This is a genomic window from Cupriavidus sp. GW823-FHT06D04 (genome assembly GCF_058795055.1).
This window is the reverse complement of record NZ_JBXAHL010000013.1, coordinates 109,300-129,204: the sequence shown is the minus strand read 5'-3', so window position 1 is coordinate 129,204 and position 19,905 is coordinate 109,300. Positions and strand designations below refer to the sequence as shown.

The window sequence follows — 19,905 nt, the reverse complement described above, 5'->3', positions numbered from 1 at the left end:
ACAACTGCTAGCGAGGCGCCGCGGCGCCGTTACGCATTGACCGATATCGCGCATGCGCCGCTGGTATCTGCCGGCACCTCCCGTACGGACTTGGCGCGTTCGACCCTCAGGTCATCGGGCAAGCGGACGTGATTGCGCGCTGCCACCACCTCGGCAAGGATCGAAATGGCGATTTCCGGCGGCGTACGGCTGCCGATATAGATGCCGGCCGGGCCATGCATACGGGCCAGTTGCTGGCTGGTCAGGTCGAATTCCTTCAGGCGTTCGCGGCGCGCCTGGTTGTTGCGACGCGAGCCCAGCGCACCGACGTAGAAGGCCCGGGTGCGCAGCGCCTCCATCAGCGCCAGGTCGTCGAGCTTGGGGTCGTGTGTCAGCGCAACCACCGCACTGCGTTCGTCCAAGGCCATCTCCACCACCGTGTCATCCGGCATGGTGCGCACCATGGTAATGCCGGGAACGGCCCAGGACTCGGTATATTCTTCGCGCGGATCGCACACGGTCACATCGAAGCCGAGCCCGACGGCGATCTCACAGAGATACTTCGAAAGCTGCCCGGCGCCAATCACCAGCATGCGATAGCGTGGCCCATGGATGGTTGACAGCGACTTGCCGTCAAAGGTCAGGCCGTCAGCGGCCGCCGCCGGCCCAAGCGTCGCGATGCCGGTGGCGATATCGAGCGTACGTGTCACCAGTCGGCCGCCCTCCACCGCCTGCAGCAGTTCGCGCAATCCGCTCGCCGCAGATACCGGCTCCGCCACCAATTCGATGGTTCCGCCACAGGGTAAGCCAAACCGGTGTGCTTCCTCGGCGCGCTGACGCCGTACCGGATCACCTCGGGACTACCGCAGCGAATGCCTTCGCGGCGGGTTCGGTCAATGATGTCGTCCTCAATGCAGCCGCCCGACACCGAACCCACTACCAGGCCGTCGTCGCGCACGGCCAGCATCGCGCCGGCCGGCCGTGGCGACGAACCCCAGGTATGGACGACCGTCACCAACAGGCAACGGTGTCCTTGCTCGTCCCAGCGGACACTGCTTCTCAAGACTTCGAGATCCACGCTTTCCATGATGCTTCCTGCCGTCCAGCCTGCATCCGCTGCCCCGGGTCAAACGTAGCAGGCTGAGGTCCAGTCAATAACCCGGGGCCAGGCGCCAGATCACGCTTCGCTGGCAACGGTTGCCTGCTCCGACGGCTTCGCCGCGCCCGCCCTTCCCTTCGCGGCGACTGCGATGGCCGCAAGCAAGGATGGCACGGCGAGGATGCTGAGGATCGAGCTCATGCCCAGGCCAAACTGCAGCAGCGTGCCACCGGAAACGGCTCCGAGAACGCCACCGAAACGCCCCATACCAAGCATCCAACCTACCCCGCAGGCACGGCCCTGGGTCGGATAGAACGAAGCCGCCAGCGCGGGCATGGATACCAGGCCGGCCCCCATGAAAAGCCCGGCGATCGGCGTCAGCAGCACCAGGTATGCACCACTGGTCGCGTGTCCCATCGCCAGCGTGAATACGGCGGTGAAGAAATAGGCGAAGCCGATGACGCAATGGGGATTGATGCGATCCATCAGCCAGCCGCAAGCCATGGCGCCCAGCGTGCCGCCGAGCGGGAACAGCGCAGCGATCAAGGAGGCCTCGGCCAGGGTCGCACCGGCTTCCCTGACAAGGGTCGGCATCCAGCTGGTCACCAGGTAGAAGACCAGCACACCCATGAAATAGGTGGTCCAGAGCATGAACGTTCCCATCCGATACTTTTGCGACAGGATGAGCCCGAGCGGCGAGCGCAACTTGTCGGCCTGATCATCCGGCAAGGTGAACCGCGACGCGTGGACTTCCGCCGAACCTGCCAGCCGTCTCAACACCTTTTTGATCTTCTGCGCCGGCCAATCGCGCAGCACCATGAACCGGATCGATTCCGGCAGTGCAAGCGCAATGATGGCAAGGACCAGGGGGACTATTCCGCCGACGATGAACACGCTGCGCCATCCGAATGCGGGAATAATGACCGCCGCCAGGAAGCCACCGCCCGCGGCGCCTAGCGTAAAGCCGCAAAACATGCTGTTCACCAGGAAGGCCCGACGCCTGGCGGGGGCATACTCGGCCAGCAGCGTGGTCGCGTTGGGAATCGCGGCACCTAGCCCCATACCCGTCAGGAAGCGCCAGCAGGACAGCTCTGCGGCGGAGACAGCGGACGCAGTGGCGAGGCTGAACAGACCAAAGGCCGCCACCGATACGATGAGCACAGGCTTGCGTCCGAACCGGTCCGCACAGGGTCCGGCGACCAGCGCGCCGAGTGCAAGGCCAACCAGCGAAGCGCTCAGCACATTGCCCAGCACCAGCTTCGAAACGCCCCACTCCGTGGTCAACGATGGCGCCACGTAGCCGATCGCAGCCGTGTCGAAGCCATCCGCCGCCACCACCAGAAAGCAAACAATGAGGAGCATCCATTGATAGGGCGAGAATCTCTGGTTGTCGATGAATGCCTGGACATCTATGGTCCCCGGCGAGCCGGATTGCTGTGGTTTCATGCGCTTTGTCTCCGTTATCTGAGCACGTGGCTCCATGTCATTGATGGTCTTCTCTGCTCGTGAACCTTGCGCGCCGCCCTCACATTCCTCTCCCTCCCTTTCAAGGCGGCGCTTATAAAATGACGGTCGTCATATCACGTGACGAACGGCCGCAGTGGCCATGACGCTCCCATGCCGCTCCCATGCCGCTCCTAGTCAAGCGTTTGCCCCGCCCGGCGATGTATCCAGCGTCTACATGCTAGTCAGGCGGACCGGCATGGTCAAGGAGGAACACGCTGCTGCTGCCTTGGTGCTATCCCTAGTGAATCACGTGGCGCGCGCCCGTTGGCCCCCACATGTAACGACGCGGCCGACAACCCCCGCGGCAAGCACCCGATGCAATGATGATCGTAATGTTATATATTGCAGAGACACACACGCCCGACTCTTCCTGTCACCTGATCATGCGCTACTCGCTCGACCAAAAGGCTGAAACCCACAAGCACATCGTCAAGGCTGCCTCGACGCAATTCCGCAAGCACGGTGTCAACGGCATCGGCGTAGCCCAGTTGATGAAAAGCGCCGGCCTGACCCATGGAGGGTTTTACGCGCACTTCGAGTCCAAGGACGCCCTGGTTGCCGAGGCCATCGACGCAGCCTTCGACCAGACCATGGAACTCCTACAAGAGGCGACGTCGGTGGCATCGCCCAGGCAGCGCAGGCAAGCCGTCGTGCAGGCGTATGTGAACAAAAGGCACCGCGACCATCCCGGATCGGGTTGCGCCATCGCGGCGCTCGGTGCCGATGTGTCGCGCCTGGATACCAAGACGCGGCGGCGTTTCGAGGCGCGCGTGACATCGCTCATCGAAGCCATTGCAGGGGGCGATGATGAGACAGCACGCAAGGATGCCATTGTCACGCTGGCGGCCATGGTCGGCGGCATGGTGCTGGCGCGCTCCGTGCGCTCGGAAGCGCTATCCACCGAGATTCTGGACGCACTCCAGACCTCCCTGTAGTGCGGCCGCCCTTGCACCAGCGCCGGAGCCGATATGAGCCAATCCCGCTTCCTCAAGATGCCATGTCCCGTTGCACATGCCTCGGCGGTGCTGGGCGAGCGCTGGGTCATCCTCATCCTGCGTGAAGCGTATTACGGGGCGACGCGATTCGAGGAGTTCGAGCGCCGGCTCGGCATTGCATCCAACATCCTGAGCGCCAGGCTTCAGGCAATGACCGATCACGGCCTGCTGATACGCAGGCCGATCGAAGGCAGCACACGCTGCGCCTACTTCCTGAGCGACAGCGCACGCGATTTCCTGCCGACCTACCTGAGCCTCAAGGCGTGGGCAGAGCGATGGGTGGCGGAACCGAAGCGGCGCGCCAAGCTTTTCGTGGACAAGCACACGGGAAACGAGATCGTGGCGCCACCATTGACGCGCCCCGATGGATCGCCGATCCCCTTCGAAGACGTCCAGGTCATCGACGCCCAGATGCGGTAGCTGCCAGCTGCCGTCCGCGGGTCACCGGATGGGTTAGCGCTAATATGGAGGCCTGACGACATCGCGACCCGCCATTTCATGACCACCTCCACCACGCGCCCGGCACGCCAAAGCTATCACCATGGCAACCTGCGGGAAGAAATGATCCGCTGTGGCCGGGAAATCCTGGCCCTCAAGGGCGTCCATGGACTGACCCTTCGCTCCGCGGCAAAGCTGGCCGGGGTCTCGCACGGCGCGCCGCGCAATCAGTTTGCCGACAAGGAGGGCCTGCTTGCCGCCATCGCCGCCGAAGGATTCCGTGAACTGGTCGCGGTGCGGCGGGCCCGGCTCTCGCCGGAGATGAGCGCCGAGGCGCGGCTGCTCACGATCATGGACGGCTATATCGAGTTCGCCGTCAAGCATCCCGCGCTTTTCTACCTGATGTTCGGGCCGCAGATCGAGGACAAGGAGAGGTACCCCGAACTGCTGGAGGCGGGCAGCGCGTCTTACCAGCTCCTGTCGGGTGCAGTCCAGGACTATTTCCGGGAAAACAATCTTGCCGAGCAGTTCGACGACATGATGGTGCGCTGCGCGTGGTCGGCCATGCACGGTGTGAGCATGTTCTTCAGTGCCAAGCCGACCGGACCCAGCCCGCGCCCACGCGTCGCGCTGGCCCAATGGCGGCAGAGCGTACAGCAATTCGTGCTGACCGGCCTGTTGGCAGCAGGCCAGAACAAGGCCGCGGCGGCCGGTGCCGCCGCAAGCAAACCGAAGGCGAGGTCACGCAGCGCAGCGCAGGCGTAAGCCTCCCCCGGAGTTTCAGTCTCCGCGGCGCGGCTCCAGCGCATCGACCAGCGCCCGCTTCAGCATCACCCGGCCAAGCTGCAGCCGGTATGCCCCATCGGCGAAGTTGTCCTCCAGCGGCGTCACGTTGGTGAACGCGGCTTCGACAATGGCATCGACCTTGTCCGGCAGGTCGGCGAAGCTGCCTTCCAGCAAAGCCCCCGCCTCCCAGGCGCGGAATGCCGCATCCGCAACGCCAGTGATGGCAATCCGTCCCCAGGTATAGCCATCTTTTGCAACGTTGATGGCAACGGCCGCCGCAGCCACCGCATAGCCCGACGACGGATGACGGAACTTGCGGTATGCGACCCGGCCCGGTGCCGGCAATGGCACATGGATGCGCGTAAGGACCTCGTCCGGCTCAACGGCTGTGGACATGAAGCCGGCAAAGAACTCGTGCGCGGGAATGCGCCTGCTGCCTTGCCCGCCTGCCACTTCTATTTCGGCATCCATCGCAAGCGCGACCGCCGGCCAGTCGGCCGACGGATCGGCGTGCACCAGCGCGCCACCGATCGTGCCACGGTTCCTGACTGTCGGGTCGGCAATCACCGTGGCGGCGAGTGGGAACAGCGGGGCCAGCCGCTTTAGTTCCGCGCTCGCCTCCAGTTCGGCGTGGGTCGTGGCGCTGCCGATGGAAACGGAGTCCTCATGGACCACGATGCCACGAAGTTCAGGCAGGCGACCGATATCCACCAGCAGTCCAGGCCTCGCCAGCCTGAGCTTCATCATCGGCAATAGCGTATGACCCCCGGCCAGGATCTTCGCCTCGGGGTTCTGGGCAAGGATGGAAAGTGCCTGTTGCACACTGCTCGCCCTAAGGTATTCGACTTCGTACGGAATCATGTCGCGCTCCGGCTCTCTTGGATGGCTCGCCAGACTTTCGGCGGCGTCAGCGGCATATCGAGATGGGATATGCCAAATGGCTTCAGTGCATCGCATACCGCCGCGACGACCGCGGGCGGCGCACCGACGCAGCCCGCCTCCCCGATGCCTTTGACGCCGAGCGGATTCGACGGCGCCGGAGAGACATGGAAGCCGGTACGCATGCGAGGGATCTGCTCGATACGCGGAAAGCCGTAGTCAAGCAGCGAGCCGGACAGCAGTTGCCCGGAGTCGTCGTACGTGGCTTCTTCGAACAGGGCCTGGCCGATGCCCTGTGCGATGCCTCCGTGCATCTGGCCATGGCAAAGCATCGGGTTGATCATCACACCCACGTCGTCGACTGCCACATAGTCCAGGATCGTCACCACCCCGGTCTCCGCATCGACCTCCACGACCACGGCATGGCAGCCATTCGGCGCTCCCAGGGCGACCGGCTCATAGAAGACGCGCTCGTCCAGCCCTGCTTCGAAATCCCGGGGCAGCTTGTGCGCAAGGTATGCCATCCTTGCGACCTGCGAGAACGGGATGACGGTCGGATTTGCCGTGCTTGAGAAATGGCCATCTGCATAGTGCACGTCCTCTTCCGGGATTTCGAGCATGAAGGCGGCGATCCGCCTTGCCCTGGCGAGAATCTTGCCCGCTGCCACATAGGCAGCGCTGCCGCCTACGGGCATGGAGCGTGAATTGAACGTGCCATGACCCGCCAGCACGCGATCCGTGTCGCCCTGCACGACATCGATATCTTCCATCGGCAGTTGCAGGGCTTCCGCAACGATCTGCGCGAAGCTGGTGGCATGGCCGTGGCCTTGCGGCATCGAGCCGCTGAACAGCGTGACCTTGCCGTCGGAATGCACGCGGATATGCGCGCTCTCCCAGCCGCCGCGGTTGAACCCGACCTTTTCCAGCATCGGCGAAATGCCCATGCCGACCAGCTCGAGATAGCAGGTCACCCCGATGCCGATGTATTTGCCCTGCTCGCGCAGCGCCACCTGCTCCTCACGCCAGCGCCGGTAGCCGATCAGCTCGGTCGCCTTGTTCAGGCAGGCTTCGTAGTCGCCGGAGTCCCATTTGCCGCGCGCGCCGTCATGCGGCAAATAGGGAAACTGATCGGGCTGCACCAGGTTGCGGCGCCGCAACTCGACCGGATCCATGTCCAGCTCCCCCGCTACAGCGTCCATCAGCCGCTCGATGATGTATGCGGCTTCTGGCCGTCCGGCGCCGCGATAGGCATCGACCGGCGTGGTATTGGTTGTCACCAGATTCACTTCCGCGTCGACTGACGTTATCTGGTAGTTGCCCGTGATGTAGTTGACCGTATTGATGGTAGGGATCCCCGTCGCCATGTTCGACAGGTAGGCGCCGAGGTTGGCGAACGACCGCAAGCGGATCCCCAGCACTTTGCCGTCGCTGGTAACGGGCGCCTCCACATACTCGGTATGCGCGCGGCCATGGGTGGTCGCGACGAAGTTCTCGCTGCGCGTCTCCGTCCAGCTCACCGGAAGCCCGAAATGTCTGGAGGCGAACGCCACCAGCACCTCTTCCGCATAGAAGTGCATCTTTGCGCCGAATCCGCCACCGATATCGGGCGCCACGATCCGGACCCGGTGCTCGGGCCAGCGCAGGGTCTCCGCCAGCCAGCGTCTCGACATATGCGGAACCTGGGTCGGGACGATAAACGTCAGGCGCTCGTCGACCGGGTCGAAGTTCGCGCACAAGGCGCGCGGTTCGAGCGGGCTTGGAATCAGCCGCTGGTTGACCAGCCGGATCGAGACTACCCGGTCGGCCCGTTTCAATGCATCCTCGTAGCTGCCGCCCTTGAGCCGGAAAGTGCCGATGCGATTGCCGGGCACGTTATCGTGAAGCTGGGGCGCGGTGTCTGACAGTGCTGCTTCCGCATCGACGACAGGCGGCAACGCTTCGTAGCCGACTTCAACGAGCTCCGCGGCGTCCGCGGCAATCTCACGGGTCCGGGCCACCACCATCGCCACGGCTTCCCCTACGTACCGCACCCGCTCGGCCGCAAGCGGAGGGTGCGGCGGCACCTTCGAATTGCCCACGACCCAGTTCGGCCGGATGTCGCCAACCTTGCCCTGGATGTCCGCATAGGTCAGAACACCGATCACGCCGGGAAGCGCGCGTGCGGCCGAGGTATCGATCTCGCTGACAACGGCATGAGCATAGGGCGATCTGACGAAGGCCGCGAAGGCCATGCCCGGGAACTGGTGGTCATCCGTAAACCTGCCCTGGCCGCTCATCAGGCGCTTGTCCTCACGGCGGCTGACCGATTTTCCAATGTACTTCGTTGCACTTCCGTTCAGTGCTTCGCTCATCTCAGGCCTCCTCATGTGTGGCGGACGGCGTTCGCTGCAGCCTGGTCGCGGCAAGAAGAACAGCATCGACGATGTTCTGATACCCGGTGCAGCGGCACAGGTTGCCGTGCAGCGCTTCCCTGACATCGCTTTCGGCCGGCGCAGGCTGGTGCGCAAGCAGCGCTCGTGCCGCAAGCAGCATTCCCGGCGTACAGAAGCCACACTGCAAGCCATGAAGTTCGTTGAAAGCTTGCTTGAGCACGGCTGTCGTGTGGTCGTGCTCCATGCCTTCAATCGTGTGCAGCTCGCAGCCGTCAGTCTGGGCGGCAAGTACGGTGCACGACTTCACTGTCGTTCCGTCCACAAGCACCGTGCAGGCACCGCACTGGGAGGTGTCACAACCGATATGAACGCCGGTCAGGCGTTTCTGGTCCCGCAACAAGTGCACCAGTAGCCGCCTTGGCTCTATCTCGGTGGTACCTGTTACGCCATTGATGGTGTTTTCTATTTTCACAGTCGCCTCTGTGTCTCCGTTAGCGCCTTCAGCATAGGCACCCGTGGTGCCTATAGTATTACGATCATCATACTAAAGGGGCAAAAAAAAATCCCGATGCTCCTCCCAGATCTGCCGAAGCTCATTCAGCGGAAGTTGCCAGCGAACCACCGGGACTTGCCTCCTGGCTTACCAGCTTTTCAAAGCGGGAAAAGAACTCCGCCAGGAACTTGTTCGCCACCGATCCCACCAGACGGGACCCGATCTGTGCGAGCTTTCCTCCCATCTGCGCTGCGGCCACGTAGTGCAGGGAAGTGCCGCCCTCGACGTCTTCCAGACGGATATCGGCGCCCAGCTTGCCGAATCCCGCGACGCCACCGCTGCCGCTGCCTTCGATGTGATAGCCGATGCCCTCCTGGTGGCCGGTAAATCGGGCCGTGCCCTTGAAGCGTGCCTTGATCGGTCCGACAGCCGCAACGATGACTGCGTCATAGTCACCGTCATCCCCCTGCTGGTATTGCTCACATCCCGGCAAACACCGCTGGAATGTCGCCGGATCGTTCAACCGTTTCCAGACCTCTGCCCTGGAAGCCTTGATTACCTGTGCGCCAGTGAATTCCAATGTTTCCCCCTTTCGGTTTCTGCTACTTCCGTCACAGCGGCCGGCCCGGGACCGCGAAGCTCCGCGCCGCTTCGTCACCGCATGGCCGAACACCAATCTATCCAGCGTCTATATCGTAGGGAGCGCGTCGGCGAGCGTCAAGGAACGGGAAGCCGTTTACGCCTAGTGGTAACCCTAGCAACGAAAGCCGTTTCGCTCATCTGGCTGGCACTGCAGTGCCCATACAGGAACAGCTGGTAAACCCGAAATTGCCCAAAGACTTCTTGACGCGGCCAAGACCGCAATCCTAGGATGTAGACAGTGGATACACCGAGCACCAGTGCGAACGCGACTAGCGCGGCAAGGCAGGCCAGGCGTTCAGCCCTTTCAACTCTGCCCACCTTCGTTCCAGTCCCCGGCGCACGCTCCAATGTATCCACTGTCTATATTCGATTCAGCCGACTTCGAACGCCGGCCCCATCCACCTCAAAGGAGAACCCATGTCTCGTGCAGTGATCGTTTCATTTGCCCGCACCCCGATCGGCAAAGCCACCCGAGGCGCCTTCAACATGACCCATGGCGCCACCATGGCGGGCCATGCCATTCAGCATGCCGTCCAGCGTGCGGGGATTGACGGCGCGGAAGTCGAGGACATCATCTTCGGCTGCGGCCAGCCCATCGCCGCCACCGGTGGCAACGTCGCCCGGCAAGGCGGCATCCGCGCGGGCCTGCCGGTGTCCGTCAGTGGCACGACGCTGACCCGCTTCTGCGCATCCGGCTTGCAGGCAGTCGCCTTTGCCGCACAGCGTGTGCTGATCGACAAGGTGCCGGTAATGGTGGCGGGTGGCGTCGAATCGATCAGCCTGTCACAACCGGTCACGCTGAAGGTTGCCCAGCAGGAAGCGTGGCTGGCCAAGAATCGCCCCGATGTTTACCTGCACATGATCGATACGGCTGAAATCCTCGCCGAGCGCTACGGCATGTCGCGGCAGCGCTCAGACGCGTTCGCGCTGCGCAGCCAGCAACTTACTGTGGCAGCTCAGAAGGCCGGCCGCTTCGCGGACGAAATCGTTCCGCTGGCAACGGTCAAGTCGGTGAAGGACAAGGTGACCGGCGAGACTTCGACGGCGGAGTTCCTGCTCGAGGCGGACGAAGGTGTCCGTGCCGACACCACGCTGGAAGGACTGAGCGTGCTGCCTGCCGTAAAGGGCGAGGGTTACCAGGTGACGGCCGGCAATTCGAGCCAGTTGTCTGACGGGGCCGCGGCGCTGGTGGTGATGTCCGAACGTGAGGCCGAACGGCGTGGCCTGGAACCGCTGGGCTACTTCGTCAGCCTGGCCACCGCTGGGGTGGAGCCGGACGAAATGGGCGTCGGCCCGGTCCGCGCAGTCCCGCGCCTGCTGGAACGCAACGAGCTTTCCATCGATGACATCGACCTGTGGGAACTCAACGAAGCCTTTGCCTGCCAGGCGCTGTATTGCATTGACCAGCTTGGCTTGCCGCTGGAGCGCGTCAACGTCAACGGCGGCGCGATTGCCGTCGGTCACCCGTATGGCATGACGGGCGCGCGCCAGGCCGGCCACATCTTGCTGGAAGGACGCCGCCGCAAAGCCAAGTATGGCGTCGTGACCATGTGTGCCGCCGGCGGCATGGGCGCGGCAGGCCTGTTCGAGTTCATCCACTAAGCATGCAAGAGCGACAACGGAGACACCGATGACCGACATCACCGAATACGACACCGTGTTTATCGACCGCGACGGTCCATGCGCCGTCGTCACCATGAACCGGCTGGAAAAATACAACGCGCTCAACACCGGACTGCGCACCGACCTTTACGCGGCGCTGTCGTCGCTGATGACCGACCGGACGGTCCGCGGGATCGTTCTCTGGGGCGGCACCAAGGCCTTCGTGGCCGGCGGCGATATCCCTGAAATGCTGGCGCGCCGCCCGATTGAAGCCTTCGTCCCGACCAGCGGCGCGCCCGACCTGTGGGCGCTGATCCACCACAGCACCATCCCCGTGATCGCCGCCATTGCCGGGCCTTGCTTTGGCGGTGGCCTCGAGCTCGCGATGGCGTGCGACCTGCGCGTGGCTGCGGACAACGCCCTGCTCGGGCAGACCGAAACCAACGTTGGCCTGATACCGGGACGCGGGGGTACCCAGCGGCTGACCCGGCTGGTTGGCGCGACGCGCGCCAAGGAAATGATCTTTACCGGCGAAATCATCAAACCGGACGAGGCTTACCGCATCGGCCTTGTCAACAAGGTGGTGCCTGCGTGCGAATTGCTGGCAGAGGCGAAGGCCTATGTGCACCGTATTGCCGAGAAGTCTCCGCACTCGATCGCGATGGCCAAGCTGATGATCAACAACGGCCAGGATGCCACGCTCGATACGGCGCTGATGCTGGAACAGCTGGCCTTTGCCACGCTCTTCAGCACTGAAGATATGCACGAAGGCGGCGCAGCGTTCCTGGACAAGCGCCGTCCGGTCTACCGGGGAGTATAACCATGACCCAGCTCAACACACGTGTGCAGGCTGCGGCCACCCTCGCGCGACCAGACCCCTACCGCCCCCGGCTGACAGTGACCGCGCTTGCCGATATCCGGCGCTTCGAGCAGACACCGCTTTCCGACCGGCGCCTGCCCGACAGCACTTACGAGCTGCTGCGCCTGGCGCGCGACCGTGCGCCCGAGGCGCCGGCGCTGCATTACTTCACCTCCGGCGACGAGTTGGCCAGGTCGGTCACCATCACCCATGCGCAGATGTTCGGACGCATCACGCAGACCGCCAACCTGCTGCACTCGCTTGGCCTGGGCCCGGATGACGTCATCGGGGTGCTGATGCCCGTGACGCCGGAGTCGCAGTACGCGATCTGGGGCAGCGAAGCGACCGGCATCGCCTGCCCGGTCAACTGGATGCTGGAGCCCGAGATTATTGCGGCGCTGCTGCGCAATGCCGGAGCCAAGGCGGTGATCGCCTATGGCCCCGACCCGGATATCGAAGCCTGGAACAAGGCCATGCTGGTGCGGCGTGAACTGCCTGACGTGAAGCACTGGATCAAGGCGGGCGGCGGTAAGGCAAGCGAGGAAGGTATCTTCGACCTCGACGCCAGCGTTGACCGTTTCGATGACGAGGCGCTTGACAGCAGACGGGTGTTCTCGCCGCAGGATACGGCTTCGATGTTCCATACCGGTGGCACCACCGGCACGCCCAAGCTGGCGCTGCACACGCATGGCAACGAAGTGTCGATGGCATGGGTCAGCGCGATGCAGATCGACGTGCAGCCTGAGGACGTACGCGTCTGCGGGGTGCCGATGTTCCACGTGACAGGGGTGCTTACCAATTGCCTGATGCCGCTGGCCCGTGGCGCATCGGTGGTGCTGCTGACGTCCAGCGGCTGGCGTGATCCGTCGGTGATCCGCAATCTCTGGCAGATCGTCGATCACTTCGGGGTCACCGCGCTGGGCATGGTCCCCAGCGTGGTCAACATGGCGCTGAATATTCCGATCGGCGACGCCGACATCAGCTCCCTCAAGGCGGCCAGCTGCGGTACGGCGCCGCTGTCGGTGGCCGTCGCCGAGGCGTTCGAGCAAAAGACTGGCGCGATGATCTTCGAGGGATACGGGCTGACTGAAGGCACCGCGCTCAGTGCAACCAACCCGCGCTATGGCCAGCGGCGCATCGGCTCCATCGGCCTGCCCATGGCCTACCAGGAGATGAAGGTCGTCAAGGTCGCCGCTGGACACATCCAGCGCGAATGCGAGCCGGGCGAACCTGGCATCGTGGTGGTGCGCGGTCCCAACGTCTTCGGCGGCTACCTGAACCCCGAACAGAACAAGAGCATCTGGTTCGAAGGCGGCTGGTTCAATACCGGCGACCTGGGCTATGTGGACGAGGATGGCTACTTCTGGCTGACCGGCCGGGCCAAGGACCTGATCATCCGCGGCGGCAACAATATCGATCCGCGCATGATCGAAGAGGCGCTGTATCGGCACCCCGAGGTATTCGATGCCGCCGCGGTCGGCCTGCCTGACGCGCATGCCGGGGAACTGCCGGTCGCGTACATCGCGCTCAAGCCGGGCAGCACCTTCCCGCTCGGCCGCATCAAGCACTACGCCTACGAGGTGATCCCGGAACGCGCCGCCGTGCCCAAGCAGTTCTACCTGGTCGACGCCATCCCCAAGACTGCCGTCGGCAAGATCCAGAAGAACACGCTGCGCAGCGACGCAGTACTGCGGGCGCAGCGGCAGATGCTTGCCGAGGTCAACGCGGATACGCCGGTGCCCCTGGTTGATATCCGCATCGAAGACCGGGGCGACCAGGGCATCCTGTCCACGCTGGTGCTGCCCGCCACCCTGAGCAACGAAGACCGGGAGATCGCGGTGGCAACCATCGGCAAGGCGTTCTCGACGCTGACCATCAAATACGCGGTGGTCTACGAATAGCCCGTTCACCGAAGCAGGGCCTCGCCAGAGGCAGTGCAGGCCGGTAGCGCCTCACCCCGACGTATCCGTCACCACGGGTATGAGCTGCCGGCTTGCAGAACCAATAATGGAGACAACCATGACTATCCAGCTTTCGCGCCGGCGCCTGCTGCAGGCGGCGTGCGGCGCCGTGCCGGCAATGCTTGTGCCGTCCTTGCTGCGGGCTGAAGCGCCCTATCCGGGCAAGCCGATCGTCGTCAAGGTCGCATTTCCCGCTGGGGGTCCGGCGGACGAATCGATCCGCGCGGCAGCCGTCGTGATGAAAAGGAGCCTGGGGCAGAACGTTCTTGCCGACAACCTCCCTGGCGCAAGCGGATCGATCTGCGCCATGAACGTGCTGCGCGGCGCCAACGATGGCTACACCTTGCTGGGCACGACCGGCATCGACTTCCTGGTCGCGCCACTTACCATCGCATCGGCGAAGTATTCGCCGGAGAAGTTCAGGCTGGCAGGCTTCAGCGGGATTTCGGACTTCATCCTGGTCTCGAATCCCTCGTTGTCGTTCAAGAACGTCGACGAGGTCATTGCCTACGCGAAGAACCCGAAGAACCGCCCGCTGTCGCTGGCGCATTGGGGCCCCGGCTCGGGACCCCACCTGGTCGGGGCCGACTTCCAGGCCCGCACCGGCGTGCGCTTCCTGGAAGTCCCCTACAAGGGCGCGGCGCCGGTCACCAGCGACATCGCCGGTGCACAGGTAGACCTGACTTTCATTCCCATGGGAGGTCCGACTTACGGGATGATCAAGGCCGGCCGCTTCCGGCCGATCGGTGTCGCCAGCAAGGCCCGGCATCCGTCGTTGCCCGATGTGCCGGCGCTGTCGGAATACAAGGACCTGGCCGACTTCGAGTACAGCCAGTGGGCGGGCGTGCTGGCTCCGCCGAATACACCGGATGCCGTGATGGCACGGGTGGTGGAGGCCATGAATGCGTGGGTGGGCAGCCCGGAAAACCGTACCCGGCGCGCCGTCAATCTCCAGCGCGCGATCGAGCCGATGACCATGGCCCAGGCGCAAGCCTTCCTGAGCAACGAACACGCCAAGCTGACCCGCATTGCCAAGAGCCTCAAGCTGGCCGGGCAATAAGACCGGTAGTAATGCGGTCAGCCCGCCTGTGCCGCGGCTATGCCGAATCGCCGCGGCGCAAGCTGGCAAAATCCGCAGGACGTTTCCCCAGGAAGGCGGCAATGCCCTCCGCGGCTTCGGCGCTGCCCTGGGCCACGGCCATCGCGCCCCTTTCAGCCTCGAGTTGCTCATCGAGCGAGCGCTCGTGCGCATGGCGGCACAGCGCCTTGATTGATCCCAGTGCCTGCTGCGGGCCCTGGGCAAGCCGCACCGCCAGCGCGATCGCCGCCGCGCCGGCCTGGCCCGCCTCAACCAGTTGATTGACGACGCCGAAGTGCTGCAGTTGCTCGGCCGTGATGCGGTCGCCAGTCAACGCCAACTGCGTCAGCACCTGCCGCGAGAGGCTCTGCGCCAGCAGGCCGGTGATGCCGCCATCCGGTGTCAGCCCGACCTTCACATAGGCGATCGAGAACGCTGCGCCGGCGGAAGCCACCAGCAAATCGCAGGCCAGTGCCAGCGAGAAGCCCGCACCTGCCGCACCGCCTTCGACCGCTGCGACGATCGGCTTGGGAAAGTCGCGCAGCTTGCACACCACGTCGTGCAGATGCCCCAGCCTCTCGATGCGTTCCTCGTAGGTCAGTTCGCGCCGCTTGCTGATCAATTCCAGGTCGCCGCCCGCACAGAAGTAGTCGCCGGCCCCGGTCAGCACGATCGCGCCAACCGCCGGATCCTCTGCGGCATTGGCCAGTGCGGCGCGGATATTGTCGTAGAGATCCGCCGCGATGGCGTTGCGTTTGCCCGGATTGTTGATGGCAAGGACCAGCACGTTGCCTTCCGTGCGCTGCAACAGGGAGGAAAAGGTAGTCATGTCGTGATTCGTGATTTCCATGAATGGGCGAAGACTGCTCAGCCAGCAGTCTGGTGCGCAGCGCGCTGGCGCTGATAGACCTGCAGGTGGCAATATGCCGCACGGCTCAATGGAAGCTCATGCCCGTACCCGGCTGCGCGCTTGATGAGGTCGCCGACGATGGCGTCGGCTTCTATGCGTGGGGCGCCCTGCGCAATATCCCGCATCATCGAGGCAGCCCAGGTCGATGCTTCGTCCAGCAGTCGGGCCTGCATGGCAGTGACAACGGGTTCAGGGATGGCATGGCCGTACAGTTGCGCCACCGTGCGGCACTCCGCAATCGCGTCAAGCATCAGGCGGCGGCCATCCTGGGTCTTCATGATGTCCGCCACGGTCCCGCGCATCAGGCATGTCATCACTGCGCCTGCGGCAATCATGACCCACTTGTTCCACAGCTCCTGCCCGATGGCGCCCGATAGCTCACGCGTACCCGGCGCCCCGGACACCAGCGCATGGAAATCCGCGGCCAATGCCGACGCCTGCGCGGCGCGCGGGCCGACTACCAGCTGGTCCATGCGGCCGGCGTGCACGACGGTTCCGTCCGCCGCCAGCGTTGTCGCGATGTATGCGACTCCACCAAGCACGCGCTGCCTGCCAAAGCACTGGTCGAGCCGGTCATAGGCGTCAAGGCCGTTGAGCAGAGGCAATACCGCAGTGTCCCGGCCAACGGCCGGGCTGATGGTCTGGATCGCGTCGGCAAGGTCGTAGGCCTTGCATGCCAGCAGGACCAGGTCGAACTGCGCGGCGACCTGACCGGACAGGACCATTTTTACCGGGCGATGGAAGTCGCCGAGTTCGCTACGCACGGCCAGGCCAACCCGTTCCAGTGCCCGCGCGCGGCCGGGCCGCAACATGAAGGTGACATCTGCGCCCGCTTCGATCAGGCGCGCGCCATAGTAGCCGCCCATGGCCCCGGCACCGAGTACAAGGATCTTCATGATGCCTCTGCCTGCGCGGCGGCTGCGGGGCGTCGCTGGACGATCAGGTTGGCGGTGAAAACCTGCACTGGCTCGTCGGCCTGGTTGAAGGTTGTGGTACGCACCTTCACGATGCCCTGGTCGGGGCGCGATTTCGAAATCCGCACTTCCAGTATCTCGCTCTCGATATGCAGTTCATCGCCGGGGCGTACCGGTTTTGGCCAGCGCAGTTCCTCGAAGCCCGCGCCGAGGATGCCGCCTGCGGGCCGGAATTCGCCGTCGACCAGCAGGCGCATCGTCAGCGCAGCGGTATGCCAACCGCTCGCAGCCAGTCCACGAAATAGCGTGTCGCGGGCGGCTGCTTCATCGAGATGGAAAGGCTGCGGGTCGAACTCGGCAGCAAAGGCCTTGATCCTTTCAGGCTCGACGGTCAGACGTCCCGAACCGTATTTCTGGCCCGCCGCGAGGTCCTCAATGTATTGAATGTTCATTTTTGCTCCTCCAGAAGATTTGCCGCTGATCTCACCGATGCATGCACGCCCGTTACGGGAACAGACGGATCAGGCCAGCGCCTCGAGCGCCAGCGCAATCCCTTGTCCGCCGCCGATGCACAGCGTGACGATGCCGCGCCGTATGCCGTCGGCCCGCATGGCATGAAGCAGCCGAGTCGTCAGCACCGCGCCGGTCGCACCGATCGGATGGCCGTGGGCAATGGCGCCACCGTCGACGTTGATGATGTCGTGCGGCAATCCGAGCTCCACCGCGACAGCCAGCGGCACCGCGGCAAATGCTTCGTTGATCTCGATGCGTTCAATGTCGCCCAGCTCCCAGCCGGCGCGTTGCAGCGCCTGCCGCACCGCCGGGACCGGGCCCAGCCCGAACATGCCGGGCTCCACGGCCCCGACACCGTAAGCGACCAATCGTCCCAACGGCTCCAGCCCCCTGGCTTCAGCCAGCGAACGTTCGGCAATGATCATGGCCGCTGCGCCGCTGTTGAGCCCGGGCGCATTGCCGGCGGTAATCGTGCCGTCCGGGCGAAACGCCGGCTTGAGCCGGCCAAGCGTATCGAGGCTGGTATCAGGACGGTTGGCTTCGTCCACTTCGAACATGGCCGTACCGCCCTTCCCCTTGATGGTCACCCCGGCAATCTGGCCGGTGAATCGCCCATTCGCCTGCGCCAGCGCGAAATTTCGCTGCGAACGCTCGGCCCAGCGGTCCTGGGCCTCGCGGGTCAGCGCGTAGCGGGCGACAAGGTCCTCGGTATGCCATCCGGAGTGCTCACCGGAGAAGGCGTCAAACAGGCCGTCGTGCAGCATGCTGTCGTACAGGACGGAATCGCCCATGCGCTGCCCCCAGCGGCCGGACGGCATCAGGTAAGGCGCACGGTCCATGTTCTCCGTGCCGCCGGCGACAGCGATGTCGACATAGCCGAGCCGCACCTCGTCCGCGGCCGTTGCAATCGCCTGCGCTCCCGAGCCGCAGACGCGGTTGACGGTCATCGCGGGAACCGAAACTGGCAGCCCTGCGCCGATGGCAGCCTGCCGGGCCGGGTTCATGCGGTTGCCGGCCTGGATCACGTTTCCGAACACCACGCTGCCGACCTCGCCTGGATCGATTCCCGCCCGTGCCACGGTTGCCCGTATCGCCGCGGCGCCGATATCAGCCGCCGGAACGGCCTTCAGTGAGCCGTTGTAGGCGCCAATGGCGGTACGCACCGGTTGGCACAGCACGACATCTCTTGCATGCATCGCATTCTCCCTACCAAACAACCAGTTTCAATCGGCCGCACGCACTCCATGCGGTATGCGCCCGGTGGCCGGGCCTTGAAGGTTGGAACAAGAATTAGCTGCGCGGGAAATCCGGCTCAGGCTTCTGCCGAGCGCGACAGCCGCTGGCGCACGCGGTCGCTGGCGGCGGGGCCGGGCGCAAGGTAATAGTCGGCATCGGTGACCGGGCGCCCGTTGGCGGCGTCGACCAGCACAGGCTCCACGCGCGCGCCGGTGCGCCGGTTGGCCAACTGCACGCTCTCGCCTTCGGGCGCGAGATGCTTGTTGCCCCAAGCCAGCATCGCCAGCAGCACCTGGCGGAAATCGCGCCCGCGCTCGGTCAGGATGTACTCGGAGCGGGGTGGCCGGTCGCAGTACTGGCGACGCTCCAGCATGCCTTCTTCAACAAGTGAGTTCAGGCGACGGGTGAGCATATTGGGCGCGATAGCCAGGTTTTGCTGGAACTCGTCGAACCGGGTCACGCCGTAAAAGGCTTCGCGCAGGATCAATACGCTCCAGCTGTCGGCAACGCGGGCCGCGGTGCGCGCGATCGGACACGGCGTTTCGCCCAGTGGCTTCTTCTGCATGATTGGCTTCCTCGAAAGACCTACTTGCTATCGATTTGATAGTTAGTCTAGAGTAGTCACTATCAGCATGCAAGTCCGGTTTCCGCTTGTGCTGTATTCCGCGCCTATCAGGCACTGCAAGCACGCGTCTGCCCACACCGTCTGTGTGGAGGACGCTGCCCCAGGTGCTGATTCCGCACGCTGCGCGCCCTCAACCATTTACTTCGCATGCGAACCACCTATATACTTCGCATGCGAACTTAATCGCGATGCGTGCACGGCAGGCGTGCAACTCTCACCTGGAGACCGACCAATGACCCCGGAAATCCGCGTTGACCTCACCGGCGGCGCGCTGACCCTAACGCTTGCCCGGCCGGACAAGATGAACGCCTTGACGAACGAGATGTACGGCGCACTTGCCGATACTATCGAGCAGGCACAGCAGAACCGGGCTATCCGGGTATTGCTGTTGCAGGGGGACGGGAACACCTTTACCGCCGGCAATGATCTCGGCGAATTCGCGGCGATCGCCTCGGGAAATGGCCCCAGCGAACGTCACGTGCATCGTTTCCTGCGCGCCCTTGCCAATTCGACCGTACCGATTGTCGCCGCGGTCAATGGCAAGGCCGTCGGCGTCGGGACCACCATGCTGCTGCATTGTGATTACGTCGTGCTCGGCCAGGACGCGCAACTGATCACGCCTTTCGTCAATCTCGCACTGGTTCCCGAAGCGGCTTCGAGTTACCTGCTCCCGCTGCGGATCGGACACGTCAGGGCCTTCGAGATGTTCGCGCTGGGCGAGCCGCTTGACGCGCAAACCGCCGTGGCATGGGGCATTGCGAACAAGGTTTGCGCCAATGACCAGCTGCGCACGGATGCGCGCCGGATGGCCGAGAAGATTGCCGCCAGGCCGGCGGGCTCCCTGAGCGCAATGAAACAGCTCATGCGTGATGCGGAAAAACTGCTTGCGCAGATGAACAGCGAAAGCGCCAGGTTCGAGGAGCGGCTGGCCAGTGCGGAAGCCCGGGAAGCATTCTCGGCCTTCGCCGAAAAACGCAAACCAGACTTCACCAGGGTTGCCGGGCAGTAAGTCGACTGC

Annotated in this window: 18 protein-coding genes and 1 pseudogene; 8 read left to right on the top strand and 11 right to left on the bottom strand. The window is 64.1% G+C overall.

Going from position 1 to position 19,905, the window contains the following annotated elements:
- Positions 1-29 precede the first annotated feature (29 nt).
- Together AC1Q7H_RS18170 and AC1Q7H_RS18165 are read right to left on the bottom strand one after the other, a co-directional pair.
- A pseudogene (locus tag AC1Q7H_RS18170) lies at positions 30-1,066 on the bottom strand (XdhC family protein).
- Positions 1,067-1,156: 90 nt separating this feature from the next.
- The gene (locus AC1Q7H_RS18165) at positions 1,157-2,524 is read right to left on the bottom strand and encodes an MFS transporter (protein ID WP_492378102.1); all 1,368 of its coding nucleotides are present in this window, start codon (positions 2,522-2,524) and stop codon (positions 1,157-1,159) included.
- Between the two features lie 380 nt (positions 2,525-2,904).
- On the opposite strand from AC1Q7H_RS18165, the gene AC1Q7H_RS18160 reads away from it, so the two are divergent.
- From AC1Q7H_RS18160 to AC1Q7H_RS18150, 3 genes are all read left to right on the top strand, one after another.
- Positions 2,905-3,519 carry a TetR/AcrR family transcriptional regulator gene (locus AC1Q7H_RS18160; RefSeq protein ID WP_249221300.1) on the top strand — a complete coding sequence of 205 codons (615 nt, stop codon included), beginning with the start codon at positions 2,905-2,907 and terminating at the stop codon, positions 3,517-3,519.
- 33 nt (positions 3,520-3,552) lie between these two features.
- Positions 3,553-3,999 (top strand): winged helix-turn-helix transcriptional regulator, encoded by a 447-nt coding sequence (locus AC1Q7H_RS18155; protein ID WP_211981729.1) that lies wholly within the window; start codon positions 3,553-3,555, stop codon positions 3,997-3,999.
- 78 nt (positions 4,000-4,077) lie between these two features.
- The gene (locus AC1Q7H_RS18150) at positions 4,078-4,782 is read left to right on the top strand and encodes a TetR/AcrR family transcriptional regulator (RefSeq protein WP_211981734.1); all 705 of its coding nucleotides are present in this window, start codon (positions 4,078-4,080) and stop codon (positions 4,780-4,782) included.
- Between the two features lie 15 nt (positions 4,783-4,797).
- Here AC1Q7H_RS18150 and AC1Q7H_RS18145 read toward each other — a convergent pair whose 3' ends face one another.
- The 4 genes from AC1Q7H_RS18145 to AC1Q7H_RS18130 form a co-directional block, all read right to left on the bottom strand.
- Positions 4,798-5,664 carry an FAD binding domain-containing protein gene (locus AC1Q7H_RS18145; RefSeq protein ID WP_211981736.1) on the bottom strand — a complete coding sequence of 289 codons (867 nt, stop codon included), beginning with the start codon at positions 5,662-5,664 and terminating at the stop codon, positions 4,798-4,800.
- A complete protein-coding gene (locus tag AC1Q7H_RS18140; RefSeq protein WP_492378101.1) occupies positions 5,661-8,033 on the bottom strand; it encodes a xanthine dehydrogenase family protein molybdopterin-binding subunit in 2,373 nt (790 codons plus the stop codon). Before AC1Q7H_RS18140 ends, AC1Q7H_RS18145 begins: the two co-directional genes overlap by 4 nt.
- A 1-nt stretch (position 8,034) precedes the next feature.
- Complete coding sequence (locus tag AC1Q7H_RS18135) at positions 8,035-8,526, bottom strand: (2Fe-2S)-binding protein (RefSeq protein WP_492378100.1); 492 nt, start codon at positions 8,524-8,526, stop codon at positions 8,035-8,037.
- A 121-nt stretch (positions 8,527-8,647) separates the two neighbouring features.
- Positions 8,648-9,127, bottom strand: a complete 480-nt coding sequence (locus AC1Q7H_RS18130) for an SRPBCC family protein (RefSeq protein ID WP_011615257.1) — start codon at positions 9,125-9,127, stop codon at positions 8,648-8,650.
- Between the two features lie 479 nt (positions 9,128-9,606).
- Here AC1Q7H_RS18130 and AC1Q7H_RS18125 point away from each other — a divergent pair, with 479 nt between their 5' ends.
- From AC1Q7H_RS18125 to AC1Q7H_RS18110, 4 genes are all read left to right on the top strand, one after another.
- The gene (locus tag AC1Q7H_RS18125; protein WP_211981745.1) at positions 9,607-10,791 is read left to right on the top strand and encodes an acetyl-CoA C-acyltransferase; all 1,185 of its coding nucleotides are present in this window, start codon (positions 9,607-9,609) and stop codon (positions 10,789-10,791) included.
- Between the two features lie 28 nt (positions 10,792-10,819).
- Positions 10,820-11,611: an enoyl-CoA hydratase/isomerase family protein gene (locus AC1Q7H_RS18120; protein WP_211981746.1), complete on the top strand. Its 792-nt coding sequence runs from the start codon at positions 10,820-10,822 to the stop codon at positions 11,609-11,611.
- 2 nt (positions 11,612-11,613) lie between these two features.
- The gene (locus tag AC1Q7H_RS18115) at positions 11,614-13,551 is read left to right on the top strand and encodes an acyl-CoA synthetase (protein ID WP_211981747.1); all 1,938 of its coding nucleotides are present in this window, start codon (positions 11,614-11,616) and stop codon (positions 13,549-13,551) included.
- Positions 13,552-13,669: 118 nt separating this feature from the next.
- Complete coding sequence (locus AC1Q7H_RS18110) at positions 13,670-14,671, top strand: tripartite tricarboxylate transporter substrate binding protein (protein WP_211981748.1); 1,002 nt, start codon at positions 13,670-13,672, stop codon at positions 14,669-14,671.
- 37 nt (positions 14,672-14,708) lie between these two features.
- On the opposite strand, the gene AC1Q7H_RS18105 is transcribed toward AC1Q7H_RS18110, so the two are convergent.
- The 5 genes from AC1Q7H_RS18105 to AC1Q7H_RS18085 form a co-directional block, all read right to left on the bottom strand.
- A complete protein-coding gene (locus AC1Q7H_RS18105; RefSeq protein ID WP_211981751.1) occupies positions 14,709-15,518 on the bottom strand; it encodes an oxepin-CoA hydrolase, alternative type in 810 nt (269 codons plus the stop codon).
- Positions 15,519-15,556: 38 nt separating this feature from the next.
- Positions 15,557-16,495: a 2-dehydropantoate 2-reductase gene (locus AC1Q7H_RS18100; RefSeq protein WP_492381525.1), complete on the bottom strand. Its 939-nt coding sequence runs from the start codon at positions 16,493-16,495 to the stop codon at positions 15,557-15,559.
- A complete protein-coding gene (locus tag AC1Q7H_RS18095) occupies positions 16,492-16,965 on the bottom strand; it encodes a MaoC family dehydratase (protein ID WP_114130565.1) in 474 nt (157 codons plus the stop codon). The genes AC1Q7H_RS18100 and AC1Q7H_RS18095 overlap by 4 nt, the downstream gene beginning before the upstream one ends.
- Positions 16,966-17,034: 69 nt before the next feature.
- On the bottom strand, positions 17,035-18,222 hold the full coding sequence (locus tag AC1Q7H_RS18090) for a thiolase family protein (protein WP_211981756.1): 1,188 nt from the start codon (positions 18,220-18,222) through the stop codon (positions 17,035-17,037).
- 116 nt (positions 18,223-18,338) lie between these two features.
- On the bottom strand, positions 18,339-18,827 hold the full coding sequence (locus AC1Q7H_RS18085; protein WP_211981759.1) for a winged helix-turn-helix transcriptional regulator: 489 nt from the start codon (positions 18,825-18,827) through the stop codon (positions 18,339-18,341).
- 292 nt (positions 18,828-19,119) lie between these two features.
- Between AC1Q7H_RS18085 and AC1Q7H_RS18080 the strand changes: the two genes are divergently transcribed.
- Positions 19,120-19,896 carry an enoyl-CoA hydratase gene (locus AC1Q7H_RS18080; RefSeq protein WP_492381524.1) on the top strand — a complete coding sequence of 259 codons (777 nt, stop codon included), beginning with the start codon at positions 19,120-19,122 and terminating at the stop codon, positions 19,894-19,896.
- Positions 19,897-19,905: the final 9 nt, after the last annotated feature.

Excerpts from the sequence above, each read along its gene's own strand:
- AC1Q7H_RS18115 (WP_211981747.1), top strand. The coding sequence starts at position 11,614 with ATGACCCAGCTCAACACACGTGTGCAGGCTGCGGCCACCCTCGCGCGA.
- AC1Q7H_RS18145 (WP_211981736.1), bottom strand. The coding sequence starts at position 5,664 with ATGATTCCGTACGAAGTCGAATACCTTAGGGCGAGCAGTGTGCAACAG.
- AC1Q7H_RS18125 (WP_211981745.1), top strand. The coding sequence starts at position 9,607 with ATGTCTCGTGCAGTGATCGTTTCATTTGCCCGCACCCCGATCGGCAAA.
- AC1Q7H_RS18150 (WP_211981734.1), top strand. The coding sequence starts at position 4,078 with ATGACCACCTCCACCACGCGCCCGGCACGCCAAAGCTATCACCATGGC.
- AC1Q7H_RS18080 (WP_492381524.1), top strand. The coding sequence starts at position 19,120 with ATGACCCCGGAAATCCGCGTTGACCTCACCGGCGGCGCGCTGACCCTA.
- AC1Q7H_RS18110 (WP_211981748.1), top strand. The coding sequence starts at position 13,670 with ATGACTATCCAGCTTTCGCGCCGGCGCCTGCTGCAGGCGGCGTGCGGC.
- AC1Q7H_RS18160 (WP_249221300.1), top strand. The coding sequence starts at position 2,905 with ATGATGATCGTAATGTTATATATTGCAGAGACACACACGCCCGACTCT.
- AC1Q7H_RS18140 (WP_492378101.1), bottom strand. The coding sequence starts at position 8,033 with ATGAGCGAAGCACTGAACGGAAGTGCAACGAAGTACATTGGAAAATCG.
- AC1Q7H_RS18165 (WP_492378102.1), bottom strand. The coding sequence starts at position 2,524 with ATGAAACCACAGCAATCCGGCTCGCCGGGGACCATAGATGTCCAGGCA.
- AC1Q7H_RS18085 (WP_211981759.1), bottom strand. The coding sequence starts at position 18,827 with ATGCAGAAGAAGCCACTGGGCGAAACGCCGTGTCCGATCGCGCGCACC.
- AC1Q7H_RS18100 (WP_492381525.1), bottom strand. The coding sequence starts at position 16,495 with ATGAAGATCCTTGTACTCGGTGCCGGGGCCATGGGCGGCTACTATGGC.
- AC1Q7H_RS18155 (WP_211981729.1), top strand. The coding sequence starts at position 3,553 with ATGAGCCAATCCCGCTTCCTCAAGATGCCATGTCCCGTTGCACATGCC.
- AC1Q7H_RS18095 (WP_114130565.1), bottom strand. The coding sequence starts at position 16,965 with ATGAACATTCAATACATTGAGGACCTCGCGGCGGGCCAGAAATACGGT.
- AC1Q7H_RS18120 (WP_211981746.1), top strand. The coding sequence starts at position 10,820 with ATGACCGACATCACCGAATACGACACCGTGTTTATCGACCGCGACGGT.
- AC1Q7H_RS18090 (WP_211981756.1), bottom strand. The coding sequence starts at position 18,222 with ATGCATGCAAGAGATGTCGTGCTGTGCCAACCGGTGCGTACCGCCATT.
- AC1Q7H_RS18105 (WP_211981751.1), bottom strand. The coding sequence starts at position 15,518 with ATGACTACCTTTTCCTCCCTGTTGCAGCGCACGGAAGGCAACGTGCTG.